Below are 18132 nucleotides of genomic sequence, written 5' to 3'. Positions count from 1 at the left end.
CGGTGGACTCGGCACTCGGTCAGCGCCGGAATGTGGCGAGCCGTTCCATCCGGGTGGCACCGACCTGGTCGAGCAGCGCGTTGACACCCGGATGATCCGTCGGCGTCAGCAAGAAGATACCCTCGATGTTCTGAACCGAGTTGATCTCGTCGGACAGCCCCTTCTTCTGCATCTGCGCAAAGTGGGTAATCAGGGCGTCGCCGTCGGCCCATTCCTCGTCGAAGTACACCGTGCCACTCTCGCGATCGGCGTAGCAATCGACGCGCACGGCCCCCGGTGTCTGTCGGATATGGTCCTCCCACTTCCTGACGACGCCGAGGTATTCGTCGTCGTTGGAGATCTTGCATTGGACGAGCAGTCCAATGGCCATGGCCGGTTCCCTTCGTTGGTCTCGATGCTACGCGGGAGAGACCGCATGTCATCGGTAGAAATGCCGATCTTGGCGCAGGCCCCTCGGCACTCCTACCGATGGCCCGCGAGCTCCTCGTTGTAGTAAAGCGGTGACGGCCGCCCGGTTCGCAACGTCCAACTTGGCGAAGATGTGGCTGAGGTGGCTGGCAACCGTCTTCTCGCTGATGTGCAACTGGTGGGCGACGGCCCGGTTGCCCAGGCCGGCAGCCACCTTGCGCACGACTTCGATCTCCCGTTCGCTCAGTGGGCTCCGTGCCCGTCGGTCTCCGGTGAGCCCGGCGAGGTCGTCCTTCGCGCCGATGGCCTCGAACACCTTGCGCGCACACGTCCGTTCCGGCTCGGCACGAGCCGGCCAGCCGATAGTTCTGTTCGGCTCCCGGAGGGTCGCCGCGCAAGCGCAGGATCTCGCCTCGCTGGTAGTGCGCGTCGCCGAGGAAGAAGTGGATCCGTCCCTCCGACAGCCTCGCGCACGCACGATCGATGTCTTGAAGGGCCTCGCACCGCAAACCCAACATGCGGTGGATCCGTGACCGGTGCACGAGGCAGACTTCGGTGTAGGTCTCCAGGGCGCCCTGCTCCTGCAGCTCACCCGCACCCAGTTCGGACGAAGGCCCCTGCCCCTGCCCCTGCCCCTGCCCCTGCCCCTGTCGCTCCCGGTCCGGGTTCCATTGAATCATGCAGCCATCCACGCCTGGCGGTAACGTGGTACCCACCCTCTTGCCGGAACGTAGCCGGGCGGGTGACGTTTTCCTACGTCTCCGGGGTGATCGTTGGATGCATAGCCGCAGAAACGCACAACAGGCCAGGAGGCACCCCATGAGCAACCAACGCACCCACTACGTGACCACGACCGACGGAGTCACCATCGGCGGCACTGTGCACGGTCAGGGACCTGCCCTGGTGTTCCTGCAGGGGATCATCGGGGACTCCGACCTCGACTGGGACGCCACGATCGGACACCTCACCGACCGATTCACCTGCCATCTGCCGAGCATGCGGGGTCGGGGCCTCAGCGGCGATCACTTCGACCTTGGATTGGATCGCCTCGTTGCCGACTTCGTCACCTACGTCGAGAGCATCGGGGAACCGACGGGCCTGGTGGGCTGGTCCGGCGGTGGCGCCTGGGCGCTCTACGTCGCTGCGCAGTCAGATGCGGTGTACGCCGTCGCACCCTTTGAGCCGGGGATGCTGTACCTGTTGGACGAGCCGGAGCAGGCTGCCTTGGGCGGCGCACTCGCGCGGACGGGCGAACTGGCCGCCGAGGGCAAGCTGCCCGAGGCTTCTCGAGCGTTCGCCGAATGGCCCTTCAACGAGGAGGAAGTCGATGCCGCCCAGACCGCCGGCTACTTCGCCGCCGCAGGGCGCTACGTCCCAAACATGCTTAAGGTCATCCAGCAGGCGGTCCAGTCCCCGCCCGCCGGTGACCCTGCTGCACCGCTCGGCGCGATCTCGGTGCCGGTGACGGTCCTCCTGGGAGCGGAGTCCAAACCCTTCTTCACCGTAAGCGCACAACACGTGGTTGACCACGTCCAGGACGCCCGGATCCAGGAGATCCCCGGTGCCGGGCACGCCGCCCCGCTGACGCACCCCGAGGCACTTGCCGAGGCACTCATCGGATTCTTCTCGCGAACCCGGCAGGACGCGTAAATCAGGGATCCCGGCATCCTGCCCCGCCGGGTACCGGGCGAGCCCGTCGAAATGAGTCGAGCGAACACCGATCCCACAGCGCTACATCCATCATGGCCCAGGTGCATTTCGGGCGCGTTTCCGGGTGGAAACTGCGAACTGCCCACAGCCCCGGCCAGCCGAACAATTGAGAGTGGTCCCCATGCGCGAACGTCACATCACGGTGCAACGTCACATGTCTGCGTCCACGGAGTCCGTATGGGCCCTGTACGCCGACTACCCGAATCTCGCGAGCCATTGGAGTGGACTCAGGGCGTCGAGGGCCATCGGGGACCTGACCAGCGGTGTGGGCGCTCGCCGCCGCGTCGAGCTGAAGCCGATCGGCAGCCTGGACGAAACCGTCACGACCTGGGAGCAGGGAAGCAGGATCGACACACGGAACCAGCCCAGCGCGTCGGTGCCATTCAAGCAGGCCTTCTCCGCGCTTACGCTCGAGCCCGACGACAACGGGACCTTGGCCATGTTCGATTATCGATATGTACCCAGGGGCGGCCCAATCGGCCGAGTCACCGGCCCATTGTTGGACAAGATGCTGACAGCCACCTTCACGGACATGCTGGCCGCCACCGAGGAGGCCGCACTCGGGAACGGGTAGCCGGTGAGCAGGACCCATCGACCCGCGTTCGCGGCGGTGCGCCGCGCGATCAGTCCCTTCCGAGTCTCGGCACGCGTCCCGTGGTTGAAAATATCCGCAATGCCCAGGTGCGAACACGCCGAACGAGCCATCGCCGGATCACGTTGTGGTGCGGACGTAGACCTCGGGACACCACTGACTCACGCGGTTGAGGCGGCCGAGTTCTGGTCCGGTACGACCAGAGCGTCTCGGGGTCATCGACCGCGATGCCACGGAATTCTCGGGTTTCACCTCGGGGTTCTGGACCTGATCGCCGTGGATCTACATCTGCTCGGTGTTGCCAGTACCCGCTGCGAAGCTGCGCACGCCCGACAAGCGTTTGCCGCCTGCTAGTCGGGAACTCGACGTCGGCCATGTCGAGGAGCAGTAAGCATGCACGGGCCGGGCTTGCCGGAAACCTGCAGATCCCGAAACGTTGATCGGCGATGGAACGTCGTCGAATTTAGATTCAATGTCTAATTGAGTTCCGGTTCAACGTCTGCGATCCGAGTTCGTGTGGTCTGCAACCCTCCCGGCGACAGCCCAAGGAGTAAAGCTCCAAATTAGAGTGCGTAGAGCTGTGTGGTATTCAGGTTGGCTTGTTCGCGCAGGTACAGGCGATGGGAGAGGCAACGGCTCCTAGCTTTAGCGAGTCCAATCCATATGACGAGCAGCTTGCGGCCGCGAAGATCAGGCGGCAGTATGAGACGAACGCCGAGTTGAGCACGGACAGCGACGCCCTCTTTCAGCAGCGCGCGGTCGCCGAATGGTTCGAGGCGCAGAAGCCCGAACGCGGCAACACCTACCGGGTCGCGAGGGAACTGTTAGGCGAGGCACCGGATCCCGGTTATGAACGAACCCGGGTTCTCCTGATATGCCACTCCGTGAGGGAGGTGATCAATCGCCTGCCTACCGCAGTGATGCTCGGTCGCGGAAGCCTTGATCGTAGTGCCGTAGCGAACCACAGGGACTCATCGGAACTGGTGCGTAGTCTTCCGAAGCTCCGCGTCGAGTACCCGGAAATGGACTTGTCGCAGGAGGTTGAAAATGTTCCAGTCCCGCGCGACCTTGCGCTCGCTTTCAACTGCCTCATCGATGCCTCGGTGAACGAGGATCAGCGGCGCCTGAGCGATCTAGCCGCGTTTCTGACCACGATGCCAATCGCGAGCATCCCGCCGTGCGCGAGCGGCGCAGCTTGAGTAAGCGCTCCGACCGCTAACTGTTTCGTGTGGCATTGTCACCCCGAAACGGACGAGCTGATCCTGGTCGCGAGCGGCGAGCTCACGATCCTGTTGCGTGGTGGCAACGTCGTCCTCGGCCCTGGTCACTTGTATGTCGTTCCGTGGGGTACCGAGCACTGCCCGATGGTGGACGGTGAGGTGCACGCGGTCCTTCTCGAACCGAGGGGACGATGAGTACGGTGAGGTGCACGCGGTCCTTCTCGAACCGAGGGGACGATGAGTACGGTGACGCCAGTGGGGAGATGACGGCGGACCTGCGAGAATTTGCGTAGGAAGCCGGTCAAAGACGTGTGGCCCAAGGCTGATAACTGCCGGAACTAGGTGGCATTGAGGTTCGCACCCTAACGTCCGACTGCCTAATTCGCGGACTCTTGAGTACAACTTGTACAAGTTGTACTATGGTTCATGACTTCCGTGACCTTGTCCCAGTTCCGTAACCAGCAAAGTGACTACATTGCTGCGGCCCAGCGTGAACCGGTTGAGATCACCTCGCGCGGGGTCGGGCGTCGTGCCGTCGTCGTCTCGCCCGAGTTCTTCGATCGTGCGCTACAGGCGCTGGAGGACCAGGCTGACATCCATGGTGCCGCGGAGGCCCGCACCGACATGGAGCGGGTCTCCCACGAGGAGCTCGTGCGTGAGCTTGGCTTCTGATCCGGTTCGGTGCCGTATTCGATCAGTTATGTCCCCTCAGTAGCGAAGACCATCCGGAAACTCGACAAGCCCACGGCCCGGCGATTGCTTGATGCGATCGGGGGACTCGCCAGCGACCCGCGCCCTCCTGGTTGCATTCAACTCAAGGGAGGCGACGGCGAATTCCGTATTCGCGTCGGCGACTACCGAATCGTCTACGATGTCCAAGATGATGAGCTGGTCGTCCTGGTGCTGCGGGTCGGCCATCGCCGAGAGGTGTACCGGTGAGATGGTGTCGGCTGTCGGGCAGGGAAGGGAGTTTTTTTGACGTGCTTGTGGAAACCGAACCAGCACACGGGTCTATGGCCACCTGCCAATGGCGTTAGACCCGGCGTCCAGTAGGGTTAGCTCGCACAGCGAGCGGGACATTCATAGGTTATTTAGGTGCTGAACGTGGTGGAGTTCCGCTTCAACGTCTGATCGACAGCGTCTTAACCACACTGCGCACACGCCAACGAGTGTGCCGGGGCCGGTGGCCCGGGCACCCTCGTTTTTGCCCGCGCTAGTTCTTGGTGACGGCTCCGATGGTGTTGGTCGACGGCCTGGTGAACCAGACGGAGGCGCTTTCCTTGCCAGCACCGTCAGGATCGGGCCGAACAACGACGCCGAGCGCGTCCTCCAGCCCACCGTCCTGCGGCGCGTCCTTACCCGCCGCGGTCATCACGCCGTCCGGGGTGATGTTGACGACGTTGCCGCCTTCGGCCCGCGTGAACCACATGCTGCCGTCGTCGTCCGCCTTGATGTCCTGTGGCCCGGACGGATCCCCGCTGTTGAACAACTGAACGGCGAGGGCGAGCGGGTCGACATACCCCACGTCGTCGCCGAACCGGCTGGTGAACCAGACCTTGCCGTCGGAACCGACCCCCCACATGGCCTGCCCGGCCGCCGGCGACCGTCGGCGTGGCCATGCCGACCGAACCAGTGTCCGGATCGAAGCTGCCGATCGCGTTTCCGTCGTCGGCGACGTACCAGACGGTACCGTTCTCGTCGACGGCCAATTCTCCGGTCACGTTGGATACAGGGCACTCCGCGAAGTGTCCGGCCAGGACGTGGTAACGCCATAGCGCCCCGCTGCCCGACCCCCACAGCTCGTTGCCGTGGCGGACGATGCCGGTTCCGCAATTGGTCGTGAGCTGGTTGCCGTCGGCTCCGTCGACGATATCGATGGGGGCACAGCCGCAGGTGAAGGGAAACATCGGTGATGTCGCCTCTCGGCGTGATGCGTCCGATGTGGTTCGTCTCCTCGAACGTCTCCGAGTTGAACTCCGTCGCGCCTTCCGTGAACCACACATTGCCGTCCGGCCCCGGGTGATGCCATGAGGGGCGCTGTTCCGAAGATGTGACGACATGGCTACCGCCCCCTGTACTGACGCCCCCATGGGTGATGTGCGTCACCTCACTCCCGCATGACCTCCTTGTCGTCAATAGGAAGTCAAGTCTTGACCTGTCGTGAGCGGAAGGTCAGTACTCGCCTTTGATGACGAGGTACGAACCACGGTGACCCCGGCCAGCTTCGACTTCTGGCGCGCGAACTTGAAGCGCGACGCCAACTCCTCGGGAATCTCCATGCCCTCGGACAGCTTGAATCCGACTGCCCGAATTCGGTGGCCGCGGGGGGAGGGGATTCGGCGACGATGTCGCGTTCCTCCTCGAGGATGCGATGTACCCATGCGACGACGTGGGAAACGTCGGACGCGCGGCTGACCGTGAAGTCGTGCGGGGCCGTCCAGCGGGCGCGGCGACGCGTAGGCGGTAGGCATAGTCTGACCTCCATGGAGACTGCCAAGGACACGTTGCACAGGTACCTGCAGAGCCAGCGCGATGCCCTGATCTGGAAGCTCGATGGGCTGGGGGAGCGGGAGATGCGCGGGCCCGCGACCTCCACGGGGACCAATCTGCTCGGGCTTGTCAAGCATCTCGGCGCGGTCGAGTTCGGCTACTTCGGCGAGGTGTTTGGACGCCCCGTCCCCGAAACCATCCACTGGGTCGGCGACGCCGCCGAGGACAACGCCGACATGTGGGCAACGGCGGAGGAGGCCTCGGCGGACATCGTCGCCTTCTACCGCCGTGCTTGGGCCTTCGCCGACGAGACCATCAACGATGTGGATCTCGAACACGTCGGGCACGTGCCGTGGTGGGGCGAGCGGGGCGCGGTCACGCTGCACACGGTGCTGATCCACATGATCGCCGAGACCGCGCGCCATGCCGGGCACGCCGACGTCGTGCGCGAATCCCTGGACGGCGCCGCTGGCCTGCGCGACGGCGTCAGCAATCTCCCGGAGCAAGGGGCCGGTTGGTGGGCGCGCTACCGAGCGCGACTCGAGACCGTCGCGACGGACGCCGATAATAGTGGATCGGCGGCTCGCCCATCGAAGCCGTGACACGCCCGATCGGTTCCACAATTTTTACTATTTTCGGCCAAATGCTTCCCCGCCCGGGGGGAACTAATTGGTAAAACCCAATGTGAAGCAAATCCTTGATTTCCCGGGGATCCGCGCCAGTCCGCGGCTGCAGAGGGGTGAAAGTGACGCGACGGGCCAAAAGTTGCGACTCCATAACATCGCATTCTGAAACGAGATTTTTATATCCAAAACCGCGGGGCCGGTCTAAAGTTTCTGCTTGTGAGACGCGCCACGTTTAGCGGGGACGTCGGGGGCAAGTGCAGAGCTTGGCTTGAAAACACACCTAAAAACAAGGAGGCGGAATGCGTTTGAAGCGTATTTCCAAGGCTGTTGCCGTAGGCGCCGCCCTCGGGCTGGTTCTCAGTGCGTGTGCACCAGGCGGCGAGGGCAACACGGACGCGTCGCCCTCGAGCGAATCGACCGGCAAATTCACCGTTGAGCCGACCAACACCGGTCTGGCGGATCTCGGTGACATCGAGACCAAGGACGGATCGATCAGTTACTCGGTTGGTGCGGAGGACTTCATCAGCTACAACGGGTTGACGCCGGAAAGCTACAGCACGTACAACTCGGCCGTTGTCGACCGCATGCTCGTGGGCTTCTCCTACTTCGGCACCGATGGCGCGATCTACCCGAACGAGGACCTCGGCACCTACGAGGTGGTCAGCGAAGATCCCATGACCGTCAAGTACACGATCAACCCGGAGGCCAAATGGTCCGACGGGACGGACATCACCGTGGCCGATGCGGTGCTCGCGTGGGCCACGCAGAACGTCAACCTGGCCAAGGGGGATACCCCGCTCTTCAACTCCGTCTCCCAGGACCTGGGCGACACGGTACCGAAGGGGCCCGAGGGTGATCCGATGGGCAAGGAATTCACCCTCACCTACGCGAACCCGGAGCCGGACTACGCGATCAAGGTCCTGATGGCACAGCCGGCACACGTCGTTGCCGAACAGGGTGGACTCTCGGTCGAGGAATTCGTCGAAGCCGCCCGCGCAGGCGATTCGGCCAAGCTGGAAAAGGCGGCCGAATTCTGGAACACGGGTTGGACCACCAGCCCCGGAACCCTGCCGGACGAGGAACTCATCCCGGTCAACGGCCCCTACAAGCTGTCTTCGTGGGAGCCCGGCCAGTCGGTGACACTTGTCGCCAACGAGAACTACTACGGCACCCCGGCGGCAACCAAGGAACTGGTGATTCGGTTCACCGCGCCGGACACCATGGTCCAGGCCCTGCAGAACGGCGACATCGACGTCATTGAACCGCAGGCAACGGTGGACACGCTGGCCCAGTTGGAGGGACTGGGGGAGGAAAACGTCCAGGTCCACACCGGTGACTCGCTGACGTGGGAGCACCTCGACTTCAACTTCGGTGACGGTGCGCTCTTCGCCGACAACCTGGAACTGCGCAAGGCCTTCGCCATGTGTGTTCCTCGCCAGCAGATCGTCGACAACCTCATCAAACCGCTGAACCCCGAGGCCGAGGTTATGAACGCCCGCGAGGTGTTCACTTTCCAGGAGAAGTACGACGAGATCGTCGGGGAGGCCTATTCGGGCCAGTACGACGAAGTCGACATCGAAGGTGCCAAGGCCATCGTCGATGAGGAGGGCGCCACCGGCAAGAAGGTCCGGATCGGCTACTCCTCTCCCAACCCGCGCCGTACAGAGCAGGTCGCCATGATCAAGTCCTCATGCGACCAGGCCGGCTTTGAGATCGTCGACGGCGGAGACGCCAAGTTCTTCGCACCCGGCGGAAGTCTGGAGCGCGGTGACTTCGAAGTGGCACTCTTCGCCTGGGCAGGTTCCGGCCAGATCACCTCGGGCCAGAACATCTACGCCACGGGCAAGCCGCAGAACTACGGTCAGTACTCCAACGAGGAAGTCGACGCCGCCTGGCAGCGTCTGGCGACCTCGCTGGACACCGAGGTTCACCTAGAGGAGACCAAGAACATCGAGAAGCTGCTCTGGGATGACCTGTTTGGCATCCCCGTGTTCGCTCACCCGGGTCTTGGAGCATCCGCTGCGGACGTCTTGAACGTCCGTGACACCGCCGCTCAGGGTGGGATTGTCTGGAACGCGGAACAGTGGGTTCGCGCCGAGTAACTCTCTAACGGCAACAGCGCACTCGTGGGGTCTGGCGCAACCAGCGTCAGGCCCCACCTGCACGCCGCCCACAGGCGCCGTGCACCCGGGTTAGGAAAGGTAGTTTCTTGCAGTGTTGAGATTCATTCTGCGAAGGCTCGCCGCGTCGATAGGGATCCTGTTCGCGGCCTCGCTTTTGCTCTATGTCCTAGTGGTAAACTCCGGCGACCCACTCGCTGAGCTCAGGGAAAGCAACGCGGAAAACCGCGAGAACCTGATGCGGCAACGCAGCGAATTCATGAACCTCGACCAGCCGTGGTATCAGCGGTACTGGACCTGGCTCGTCGGCGTCGGCCAATGTTTCAAGCTGGAGTGCGACCTCGGAACCAACCGGCAGGGCATCGAAGTTGTCGATCTGCTCGCGCTTGCGGCCGGGTCGACCCTGCGGCTGGTCCTGCTGGCGACAGTGCTCGCGGCGGTGCTTGGGATCGCCATCGGCGTGCTGACCGCGGTGCGTCAGTATTCCGGTTTGGATTACGGCGTCACGTTTCTCACATTTCTCTTCTTCTCCCTGCCCGTGTTCTGGGCCGCCGTGCTTCTCAAGGAGTACATGGCCATCGGCTACAACGACTGGATCAGGGAACCTCAATTCAGCGTTCCCCAGATCGTGGTGATTGCGGTGGTGGTCGGCTTCCTGATGCAGGTCTTCCTAGCGGGAAACCGGACCCGGCGGATTGTCACTTTCCTGGTCTCCGCGGGTTTCGTCGCCCTCGTCATTCCCTACCTGACGTGGTTGAACTTCTTCCGGTTTCCGCAGCTGGGATTCGGTGCGGTCATGTTGCTCACGCTCGGCGTGGCACTGTCCGGTACGGCAATGAGCGTCGGACTGCGGAACACGAAAGTCCTCTATCCCGCACTGGCCACTGCTGCGCTGGGCGCGATCCTCTACTTCGTGACCTTCGGCCTCCTGGAGGAACCGAATGTGTGGATCCTCGCGGGAGGCGGCGCCCTTGCTGTCGCTCTTCCGGCCTTGCTGGGTCACTTCATGGGGGGATGGCTCCGGACACAGGCCATCGGCGTCAGCGTGGCCACCGGGCTGGTGGCTGCTACCTTCACGACGGTGGATCACATTTTCCGGGCATGGCCCGGATTCCTCGCCATCAAGCCCCGGCCGATCGCAACGATCGGTTCGCAGACCCCGAACTTCGCCGGGACGTTCTGGGAGGACTTCCTGGACAAGGGCGCACAGCTGCTGCTTCCCACCATCCTCCTAGCCATCATTTCCCTCGCCAGCTACAGCAGGTACACGAGATCCTCGATGCTAGAGGTCGGCCAGCAGGACTACATCCGAACGGCACGCTCGAAGGGGCTCTCCGAGCGAACGGTGATCTTTCGCCATGCGTTCCGCAACGCCATGATCCCCATCGCCACCATCGCCGCGTTCGACTTCGCGGGCCTGATCGGCGGCGCTGTGATCACCGAGTCGGTCTTCGGGTGGAAGGGTATGGGCGAACTTTTCCGCACGGGTCTCACCCAGGTGGATCCGGCGCCAGTCATGGCCTTCTTCCTTGTGACTGGTACGGCGGCGGTGTTGTTCAACATGCTCGCCGACATCTTCTACGCAATCTTGGATCCGAGGATCAGGGTATGAGTATCGAAACTGCAGAAACCACGACGAGGAAGGCAACGGCATGACGGTCAACAAGGAGCCAACCGACGTCGACATCGTTTCCCTTGCCGACGCCGAGGACGCGGCACTGCTGCGCAAGACCGACGTTTCCCTGAGCCAGGGGCAGTTGGTTCGGCGCCGATTCCTTGCCCACAAGGCAGCAATGGTTTCAGCGGTGACCTTGGTCTTCATCGCCATCATGGCGTTCACGTCCATCGGTTTCGGCGGCGTTCCGGGTTGGTGGGACAAAAGCTACATCCTCGCCGGCACGGTGGTCGATGGCGGGCGTCCCACCCTCTCCCTGGTCCCCTCAATACTTGGGGGAGACGGCATCCGCTGGGGCGAAAACCCCTTCGGGCAGGACAGCACCGGCAAGGACTATTTCGCCCTGGTCATGCGTGGAACGCAGCAATCGATCATCATCGCCATCATCGTCGGAATCGTTGCCACCGTGATAGGCGCTCTGGTGGGAGCGGTCGCCGGGTACTTCCGTGGATGGGTCGATTCGATTCTCATGCGCATCACCGATCTCTTTATCGTCATTCCGTTGCTGGTGTTGGCCGCCGTTCTCGGCCAGTTCGCCAGCCGTTCCGGCAATTCCACCGTCACGCTGGCCCTGGTGCTCGGCTTGGTCACGTGGACGGGACTCGCGCGTTTGGTGCGGGGAGAGGTCCTGTCGCTCAGGGAGAGGGAGTTTGTCGCGGCTGCCCAAGCCATGGGTGCGAAGACCGGCCGCATCATCATCAGACACCTTTTGCCGAACACGATCGGCGTGATCGTCGTGAACGCCACCTTCGCCATCGCCGGAGCCATCCTGTTGGAAACCGCCCTCAGCTACCTCGGGTTCGGCGTCAAGGCACCCGATTCGTCGCTGGGTTTGCTCATCAGCCAATACCAGAACGCCTTCACCAACCGGCCCTGGCTCTTCTGGTGGCCCGGCATGATCATCCTGGCCATCGCCCTCAGCGTGAACTTCCTCGGCGACGGGCTGCGCGATGCGTTCGACCCAAGGCAAACCAAGTCCGTTCGGCGGCAAAAGAAGGGAGCGGTCAAGAAATGAGCGCCTCAACCGACGTACGCCTGGACCAGGCGCCCGTCCTCAGTTTCAAAGACCTGAACGTCGTCTTCGAGACGGAATTCGCGGATGTCCATGCAGTCAAGGGGCTGTCGCTGGAAGTACGTCCCGGCGAGGTGGTGGCGCTTGTCGGCGAATCGGGTTCGGGCAAGTCCGTCACATCGACGGCCGCCATGGGCCTGCTGCCCGGCAACGCTCGGATCACGGGCATGGCCGAGGTCGGGGGCGTGAACGTTGTTGGCATGGATCAGAACAAGATCCGCAAGCTGCGTGCCACGGACATCGCCATGGTCTTCCAGGAGCCCATGACCGCGTTGAACCCCGTCTTGACTATCGAGCGCCAGCTGACCGAGGCGCTGGAACTCCACGGCCTTGCCTACGGCAAGGAAGCCGCGCAGCGGGCACTCGAACTGCTCAAGCTCGTGGGAATCCCGAACGCCGAGAAGCGGATCCGCCAGTACCCGCACCAGTTCTCGGGCGGGCAGCGGCAACGCATCGTCATCGCCATGGCCATATCCTGCGGGCCAAAGGTCATCATTGCCGACGAGCCCACCACGGCACTGGACGTGACCGTGCAGGCGGAAATCCTCGACTTGTTGCGTGACCTCAAGGACAAGCTGGATACCGGCATCCTCCTCATCACGCACAACATGGGTGTCGTCGCCGACCTGGCCGACCGCGTCGCTGTCATGTTCCGGGGCGAGTTGGTCGAGACTGGAACCGTCTCGGACGTGCTGAACCGCCCGCAGCACCCCTATACGCAGAAGCTTCTCGAGTCCGTTCCCCGCCTCAGCCATGTTGACGTACTCGCCGGTGACGAAGCGCTTCACGCCCTCCCCCCGGCTCCGGAGCGCCGGCTGGTGCTCGAGGCGAAAGACCTGGTCCTCGAGTACGACATGCGTGGAAAGCAGTTCCGTGCCGTCGACGGCGTGTCCTTCGAACTCGCTTCCAACGAGATCCTGGGGATCGTCGGCGAGTCCGGTTCGGGCAAATCGACGGTTGCCAAGGCCGTGCTGGGACTCATCCCCGTCGCAGCCGGTAAACTGGCCGTCAAGGGAGTCGACCTCGCGAAGATCTCGACCAGGGAAGCCAGGCAAGTGCGCTCGAAGATCGGCGTGGTCTTTCAGGATCCCGCCGCGTCGCTCAACCCCCGTTTCCCCATTGGCGATTGCATCACCGAACCGATGGTTATCCACAAGGCGGGAGACAGGAAAGCGCGATTGGCTCGGGCGTACGAGCTCTTGGACGCGGTCCGCCTCCCGAGGTCAGTGATCAACAGATACCCGCACGAACTGTCGGGCGGGCAACGGCAGCGGATCTCGATCGCGAGGGCGCTGACACTGGATCCCGAACTCCTGATCGCAGACGAGCCGACATCCGCCCTGGACGTCTCCGTGCAGGCCGCCGTTCTGGAAATGCTGGCGGAACTTCAGCAGCGCTACGAGTTCGCGTGCCTTTTCGTCAGCCACGACCTTGCCGTCGTGGACATGCTCTCGCACTCCGTCGTCGTGATGAAGGACGGAAAGACCGTCGAGATGGGGCGCACGAAGGATGTGCTGCACCATCCGCAGGCGGACTACACGAGACGCCTGCTGGCGGCCGCTCCCGTGCCCGAACCGGGGGAGCAGCGCGAACGGCGCGACGCCCGGCATGCGCTCATCCGGCTCGATGAGGACGTCGCCTAACCAGCTACCCCCCCCGGCTGCCGAATCTGGGCCTCCACCGCAAGCGGGTCGCACGTGGCATCGGACAAATGTGCCGCTGAATCCGGCGCCGCGCCATGGCGGCGCGCCCTCTGGTTTGGGTTGATTTTTCCCAGCGGTTAGAATGGTTGATTGGGTCAGCCGTGGCCCCACCGCACTGACCCCAAACCCCAAATGAAGCGAGCCTGAGAACGCATGTCAGATTTCACCTCGGCAAACAACACCGCACGTCGCGACGACCTGCGCAACGTAGCCATCGTCGCCCACGTCGACCATGGCAAGACCACGCTGGTGGATGCCATGCTGGGGCAGACGGGCGCCTTCTCGTCCCACGGAGAGACCGAAGACCGCGTCATGGACTCCGGCGAGCTGGAGCGCGAAAAGGGCATCACCATCCTCGCGAAGAACACCACGGTGTTCTACCAGGGCCCGTCGGCCCAGGGCAAGGACGTCACCATCAGCGTCATCGACACCCCGGGCCACGCCGACTTCGGTGGCGAGGTCGAGCGCGGCCTGTCCATGGTCGACGGCGTCGTCCTCCTCGTCGACGCGTCCGAGGGTCCGCTGCCACAGACCCGCTTCGTGCTGCGCAAGGCGCTCACGGCCAAGCTGCCCGTCATCCTGGTCGTCAACAAGACCGACCGCCCCGACGCGCGCATCGACGGGGTCGTCTCCGACTCCATGGACCTGCTGCTCGGCCTGGCCTCCGACCTCTCCGACGAGGTGCCGGACCTGGACCTGGACTCCGTGCTGAATGTCCCCGTGGTGTACGCCTCCGGCAAGGCCGGCCGCGCGTCCACCAACAAGCCCGAGGACGGGACGCTGCCGGACTCCGAGGACCTCGAGCCGCTGTTCGCCGCCATCATGGAGCACGTGCCGGCGCCGTCCTACAACCCGGAGGAAGTCCTCCAGGCGCACGTCACCAACCTTGACGCGTCCCCGTTCCTGGGCCGCCTCGCACTCCTGCGTATTTTCAACGGCACCCTCCGCAAGGGCCAGCAGGTCGCTTGGGCCCGCCAGGACGGCCAGCTCAAGACGGTCAAGATCACCGAACTGCTGGCCACCAAGGGCCTGACCCGCGTTCCGGCCGAATCGGCCGGACCCGGCGAGATCGTCGCCGTCGCCGGCATCGAGGACATCATGATCGGCGAGACGCTCACCGACCTCGACAACCCGAAGCCGCTCCCGCTGATCACCGTGGACGATCCCGCGATCTCCATGACCATCGGCATCAACACGTCCCCGCTGGCCGGCCGCGTCAAGGGCGCCAAGGTCACCGCCCGACAGGTCAAGGACCGCCTCGACAAGGAGCTCGTCGGCAACGTCTCGCTCAAGGTCCTCCCGACCGAGCGTCCCGACGCCTGGGAGGTCCAGGGCCGTGGCGAACTCGCGCTCGCCATCCTGGTGGAGCAGATGCGCCGCGAGGGCTTCGAGCTCACCGTCGGCAAGCCGCAGGTCGTCACCAAGACCGTCGACGGCAAGCTGCACGAGCCGATGGAGCACATGACCATCGACGTGCCCGAGGAATACCTCGGCGCCGTCACGCAGCTGCTGGCCGCTCGCAAGGGCCGCATGACCAACATGTCCAACCACGGCACCGGCTGGGTCCGCATGGAGTTCATCGTCCCGGCCCGCGGCCTGATCGGTTTCCGCACCCGGTTCCTGACGGACACCCGCGGCGCCGGCATCGCCGCCTCGATCGCGGAGGGCTACGAGCCGTGGGCCGGTGACATCGAGTACCGCACCAACGGTTCGATGATCGCCGACCGGGCCGGCGTAGTCACCCCGTTCGCCATGATCAACCTGCAGGAGCGCGGCTCGTTCTTCGTCCAGCCGACCTCCGAGGTCTACGAGGGCATGATCGTCGGCGAGAACTCGCGCGCCGACGACATGGACGTGAACATCACGAAGGAAAAGAAGCTCACCAACATGCGCGCGGCCTCCTCGGACTCCTTCGAGAACCTCACCCCGCCGCGCCAGCTGACGCTGGAGGAGTCGCTCGAGTTCGCCCGCGAGGACGAGTGCGTGGAGGTCACTCCGGAGGCCATCCGGATCCGCAAGCTGATCCTGAACGTGAGCGAGCGCCAGAAGTCGCAGCGCGCACGTGCCCGCTCCTAGCGAGGCACGCACGGGTTCCCTGGCGACCGCCACAGCCGTCATCGCCGCCCTGGTGGCGGGCGGGCTGGCGGCGGTCGTCGGGACCCTCCTGCACGCGCAATTGCACTACGCCGGCGACACGCCCCTTCCGTGGGGTGCGCTGCTGGCGCTTGTCTTCGCGGGGAGTCTGTTCACGGCCGCCGGTATCTACGCCGAACGTGTCTGGGCCGCGGCCCTGGCCGGCATCGCGGCCTACGCGCTGGTCGCGTGGGTGTCCCTGGACGAGCGGAATCGGCTCATCCTCTCGTGGGCCAACCACGAGGCGCTCCCGGGCCCGGCCCTTGCCGGAGTCGTGTGGATGTACGGCATCGTCGCGGCGACCGTCCTCGCACTGCTGGTCTGCGCCCGGGCCATGAGCAAACACTAGCCCCCCAACCAGCACCCCCACCCCCCGAAGTGGACATTACCTACCGGAATAACCGGCGGTAATGTCCACTTCGGGGGGGGTGCGTTTTTTGAGGGGGCGGGAGCGCTAATTCGCGGTCTGGTCCAGGTGGTGCGCAAGGAACAGGGAAGTGGCCACGCCGTCATCGCCGACGGTGCGCAGGGCGTAGTCGGAGACGATCTCGCGGATGCGATCCAGCATCTCGCGCTGGTCTTCCTCGGTGAGTTTCAGCCCGACGCGTAGCACCTGGATTTCGTTGGGAGAGAGGCCGTCGATCTCCTGCAGGAACGTCTCCACCAGCACGGGGGCCGCGTCCGGGAGCTTGGTGCCCCAGGACATTCGCGTGCTGCGGTAGGGGACTTCCTTGGCCCCGCGGTTGCCGCGGCGGGCGGCCTCGGCCTCGAGGAATCCGGTGGCCAGCAGCGTTCGAACATGGTGCAGCGAGGTGGCCGGATTGATGTCCAGCAGATCGGCGATTTCCTTGTTGGTCCTAGATTTATGCAGGCAAAGGCGTAGGATTCGTAGCCTGATGGGGGAACTCAGGGCCCGTGCTCGTGCTTGCAGCTCCTCGTCGGTTGCCATATGTTCAGCATACGGTAAATATCCGCACTGATTGACTTCCTCAAATCGCATAGCAAGGTTCGTATGACCTCCTCTAGGCACCAGTCTCAGCCGGCGCCGGATGGGACGGGGGGATCCGCTGGGGGCGGTCCCACCGACTTTCACGAAGCTGTGAGCCAACCGGTGAAGCCCCTTCTGCGTGATGGCAACTTCCTGGTTTTCTGGCTCGGGCAGACGCTCAGCCAGCTCGGGGCCCAGCTCGGCGCCGTCGCCTTGCCCGTCCTGGCGGTGTCCCTCCTGCATGCCACCGAGTGGGAAGTGGGCGTGCTCAACGCCGCCAACACCGCCGCGTTCCTCCTCGTGGGACTGCCGGTCGGGGCGTGGGTGGACCGATGGTTCAAGCGCCGCATCATGATCCGGGCGGACCTGGCCCGCGTGGTGGCCATGCTTGCCATCCCGGCGCTGTGGTTCTCCGGCGTGATGGAGATGTGGCACCTCTGGGTGATCGCGGCGGCCATCGGCGTGGCCAACGTGTTCTTCGACGTGTCCTACCAGTCCTACATTCCGGCGCTGGTGGCGCGCGACCAGATCTCCGAGGCGAACGCCAAGCTGGAGACCACGGGGCAGGTGTCGCGGCTGGCCGGGCCGGCGCTCGGGGGAGGGCTGCTGGTCGTCATCTCGGCGCCGGTGCTCTTCATCGGCGAAGCGATCGGTTATCTGATCTCGGCGCTGTGCCTCTGGCGGGTGCGCGACAACGAAAAACCCGCCCCGGAGACGGCGACCCGCAACCTGGCCGACGAAATCCGGGAGGGACTGGCGTACGTGGTGCGCCATCCGCTGATCGGCAGGATCGCCCTGACGACCGCGATCACGAACTTCTTCAGCACCATCGTTTTCACGCTCCTTCCGATCCTGGTCCTGCGCACCCTCGGACTCGACACCGTGCAGCTCGGCCTGATCTACTCCGTGGGCGCCGTGGGCGGGCTGATCGCGGCCTCGGTGACCCCGCAGGTGGCGAAGTGGATCGGCGAGGGAACGTCCCTGCCCGTCAGCTGCCTCCTCACAGCGGTCGGGATGGCGGGCTTCCCGCTGTCCACGATGGTCGAGGGCAAGGTCGCCGCCTTCCTCGTCCTTGCGGCGTCGATGTTCGTGCTCACGGTCGGGGTGCTGATCTACAACATCATCCAGGTGAGCATGCGCCAGCGCATCTGCCCGCCCCGCCTGCTGGGGAGGATGAACGCATCGATCCGCTTCCTGGTCTGGGGCGTCATGCCGTTCGCGGCGCTGCTCGCGGGGGTTCTCGGCGAATGGACGGGCCTCGTCACGGCCCTGTGGGTCGGCGTGGTCGGCTGCGCCGCGGCCGTCCTGCCGTTGCTCTTCTCGCCGCTGCCGCGCATGCGCACCCTGCCCGAATCGGTCGAGCGCGACGCCCGCGGCCCGGACGGCCGCAGCTAG

The 18132-nt window shown here is 64.3% G+C and carries 18 protein-coding genes and 1 pseudogene; 14 read left to right on the top strand and 5 right to left on the bottom strand.

Features of this window, described 5'->3' with window-relative positions:
- Positions 1–19: 19 nt before the first annotated feature.
- Complete coding sequence (locus AC0QSG_RS06445; protein WP_475377025.1) at positions 20–370, bottom strand: putative quinol monooxygenase; 351 nt, start codon at positions 368–370, stop codon at positions 20–22.
- 48 nt (positions 371–418) lie between these two features.
- Complete coding sequence (locus AC0QSG_RS06440; protein ID WP_475377024.1) at positions 419–724, bottom strand: response regulator transcription factor; 306 nt, start codon at positions 722–724, stop codon at positions 419–421.
- Positions 725–1227: 503 nt separating this feature from the next.
- On the opposite strand from AC0QSG_RS06440, the gene AC0QSG_RS06435 reads away from it, so the two are divergent.
- From AC0QSG_RS06435 to AC0QSG_RS06410, 6 genes are all read left to right on the top strand, one after another.
- Positions 1228–2058 (top strand): alpha/beta fold hydrolase, encoded by an 831-nt coding sequence (locus tag AC0QSG_RS06435; RefSeq protein ID WP_475377023.1) that lies wholly within the window; start codon positions 1228–1230, stop codon positions 2056–2058.
- Between the two features lie 181 nt (positions 2059–2239).
- Positions 2240–2692, top strand: a complete 453-nt coding sequence (locus AC0QSG_RS06430) for an SRPBCC family protein (RefSeq protein WP_475377022.1) — start codon at positions 2240–2242, stop codon at positions 2690–2692.
- Positions 2693–3330: 638 nt separating this feature from the next.
- On the top strand, positions 3331–3909 hold the full coding sequence (locus tag AC0QSG_RS06425; RefSeq protein WP_475377021.1) for a hypothetical protein: 579 nt from the start codon (positions 3331–3333) through the stop codon (positions 3907–3909).
- Positions 3910–3936: 27 nt separating this feature from the next.
- On the top strand, positions 3937–4125 hold the full coding sequence (locus AC0QSG_RS06420; protein WP_475377020.1) for a cupin domain-containing protein: 189 nt from the start codon (positions 3937–3939) through the stop codon (positions 4123–4125).
- A gap of 231 nt (positions 4126–4356) precedes the next feature.
- Positions 4357–4602, top strand: coding sequence for a type II toxin-antitoxin system prevent-host-death family antitoxin (locus tag AC0QSG_RS06415; protein ID WP_475377019.1), 246 nt, complete (start codon positions 4357–4359; stop codon positions 4600–4602).
- Positions 4603–4611: 9 nt separating this feature from the next.
- The gene (locus tag AC0QSG_RS06410) at positions 4612–4869 is read left to right on the top strand and encodes a type II toxin-antitoxin system RelE family toxin (RefSeq protein WP_435726388.1); all 258 of its coding nucleotides are present in this window, start codon (positions 4612–4614) and stop codon (positions 4867–4869) included.
- A gap of 274 nt (positions 4870–5143) precedes the next feature.
- Here AC0QSG_RS06410 and AC0QSG_RS06405 read toward each other — a convergent pair whose 3' ends face one another.
- Both AC0QSG_RS06405 and AC0QSG_RS06400 read right to left on the bottom strand, forming a co-directional pair.
- Entirely contained in the window at positions 5144–5512 is a 369-nt protein-coding gene (locus AC0QSG_RS06405) for an NHL repeat-containing protein (protein ID WP_475377018.1), read from the bottom strand.
- Positions 5513–6102: 590 nt separating this feature from the next.
- Positions 6103–6358 (bottom strand): annotated as a pseudogene (locus AC0QSG_RS06400) (phage tail protein); the annotation flags it as partial.
- A gap of 55 nt (positions 6359–6413) precedes the next feature.
- Here AC0QSG_RS06400 and AC0QSG_RS06395 point away from each other — a divergent pair.
- From AC0QSG_RS06395 to AC0QSG_RS06365, 7 genes are all read left to right on the top strand, one after another.
- Complete coding sequence (locus tag AC0QSG_RS06395) at positions 6414–7022, top strand: DinB family protein (RefSeq protein WP_475377017.1); 609 nt, start codon at positions 6414–6416, stop codon at positions 7020–7022.
- A 323-nt stretch (positions 7023–7345) separates the two neighbouring features.
- Positions 7346–9148, top strand: a complete 1803-nt coding sequence (locus AC0QSG_RS06390) for an ABC transporter family substrate-binding protein (RefSeq protein WP_475377016.1) — start codon at positions 7346–7348, stop codon at positions 9146–9148.
- A gap of 112 nt (positions 9149–9260) precedes the next feature.
- A complete protein-coding gene (locus AC0QSG_RS06385) occupies positions 9261–10778 on the top strand; it encodes an ABC transporter permease (RefSeq protein ID WP_475377015.1) in 1518 nt (505 codons plus the stop codon).
- 40 nt (positions 10779–10818) lie between these two features.
- On the top strand, positions 10819–11856 hold the full coding sequence (locus AC0QSG_RS06380; protein WP_475377014.1) for an ABC transporter permease: 1038 nt from the start codon (positions 10819–10821) through the stop codon (positions 11854–11856).
- Positions 11853–13556, top strand: a complete 1704-nt coding sequence (locus AC0QSG_RS06375) for an ABC transporter ATP-binding protein (RefSeq protein WP_475377013.1) — start codon at positions 11853–11855, stop codon at positions 13554–13556. The genes AC0QSG_RS06380 and AC0QSG_RS06375 overlap by 4 nt, the downstream gene beginning before the upstream one ends.
- A 213-nt stretch (positions 13557–13769) precedes the next feature.
- Positions 13770–15692, top strand: a complete 1923-nt coding sequence (gene typA, locus AC0QSG_RS06370; protein WP_435726403.1) for a translational GTPase TypA — start codon at positions 13770–13772, stop codon at positions 15690–15692.
- Positions 15679–16098 (top strand): hypothetical protein, encoded by a 420-nt coding sequence (locus AC0QSG_RS06365; RefSeq protein ID WP_475377012.1) that lies wholly within the window; start codon positions 15679–15681, stop codon positions 16096–16098. Before typA ends, AC0QSG_RS06365 begins: the two co-directional genes overlap by 14 nt.
- Before the next feature lie 105 nt (positions 16099–16203).
- Here the strand turns inward: AC0QSG_RS06365 and AC0QSG_RS06360 are convergent, their stop codons facing one another.
- Positions 16204–16698, bottom strand: coding sequence for an ArsR/SmtB family transcription factor (locus AC0QSG_RS06360; RefSeq protein WP_435726407.1), 495 nt, complete (start codon positions 16696–16698; stop codon positions 16204–16206).
- A 162-nt stretch (positions 16699–16860) separates the two neighbouring features.
- Here AC0QSG_RS06360 and AC0QSG_RS06355 point away from each other — a divergent pair, with 162 nt between their 5' ends.
- Positions 16861–18132 carry an MFS transporter gene (locus AC0QSG_RS06355; RefSeq protein ID WP_475377011.1) on the top strand — a complete coding sequence of 424 codons (1272 nt, stop codon included), beginning with the start codon at positions 16861–16863 and terminating at the stop codon, positions 18130–18132.

It is taken from the genome of Arthrobacter sp. LT660 (assembly GCF_056172845.1).
This window is presented reverse-complemented; position numbering and strand designations above follow the sequence as displayed.

Excerpts from the sequence above, each read along its gene's own strand:
- AC0QSG_RS06445 (WP_475377025.1), bottom strand. The coding sequence starts at position 370 with ATGGCCATTGGACTGCTCGTCCAATGCAAGATCTCCAACGACGACGAA.
- AC0QSG_RS06435 (WP_475377023.1), top strand. The coding sequence starts at position 1,228 with ATGAGCAACCAACGCACCCACTACGTGACCACGACCGACGGAGTCACC.
- AC0QSG_RS06430 (WP_475377022.1), top strand. The coding sequence starts at position 2,240 with ATGCGCGAACGTCACATCACGGTGCAACGTCACATGTCTGCGTCCACG.
- AC0QSG_RS06425 (WP_475377021.1), top strand. The coding sequence starts at position 3,331 with ATGGGAGAGGCAACGGCTCCTAGCTTTAGCGAGTCCAATCCATATGAC.
- AC0QSG_RS06415 (WP_475377019.1), top strand. The coding sequence starts at position 4,357 with ATGACTTCCGTGACCTTGTCCCAGTTCCGTAACCAGCAAAGTGACTAC.
- AC0QSG_RS06405 (WP_475377018.1), bottom strand. The coding sequence starts at position 5,512 with ATGTGGGGGGTCGGTTCCGACGGCAAGGTCTGGTTCACCAGCCGGTTC.
- AC0QSG_RS06395 (WP_475377017.1), top strand. The coding sequence starts at position 6,414 with ATGGAGACTGCCAAGGACACGTTGCACAGGTACCTGCAGAGCCAGCGC.
- AC0QSG_RS06390 (WP_475377016.1), top strand. The coding sequence starts at position 7,346 with ATGCGTTTGAAGCGTATTTCCAAGGCTGTTGCCGTAGGCGCCGCCCTC.
- AC0QSG_RS06380 (WP_475377014.1), top strand. The coding sequence starts at position 10,819 with ATGACGGTCAACAAGGAGCCAACCGACGTCGACATCGTTTCCCTTGCC.
- AC0QSG_RS06375 (WP_475377013.1), top strand. The coding sequence starts at position 11,853 with ATGAGCGCCTCAACCGACGTACGCCTGGACCAGGCGCCCGTCCTCAGT.
- typA (WP_435726403.1), top strand. The coding sequence starts at position 13,770 with ATGTCAGATTTCACCTCGGCAAACAACACCGCACGTCGCGACGACCTG.
- AC0QSG_RS06360 (WP_435726407.1), bottom strand. The coding sequence starts at position 16,698 with ATGGCAACCGACGAGGAGCTGCAAGCACGAGCACGGGCCCTGAGTTCC.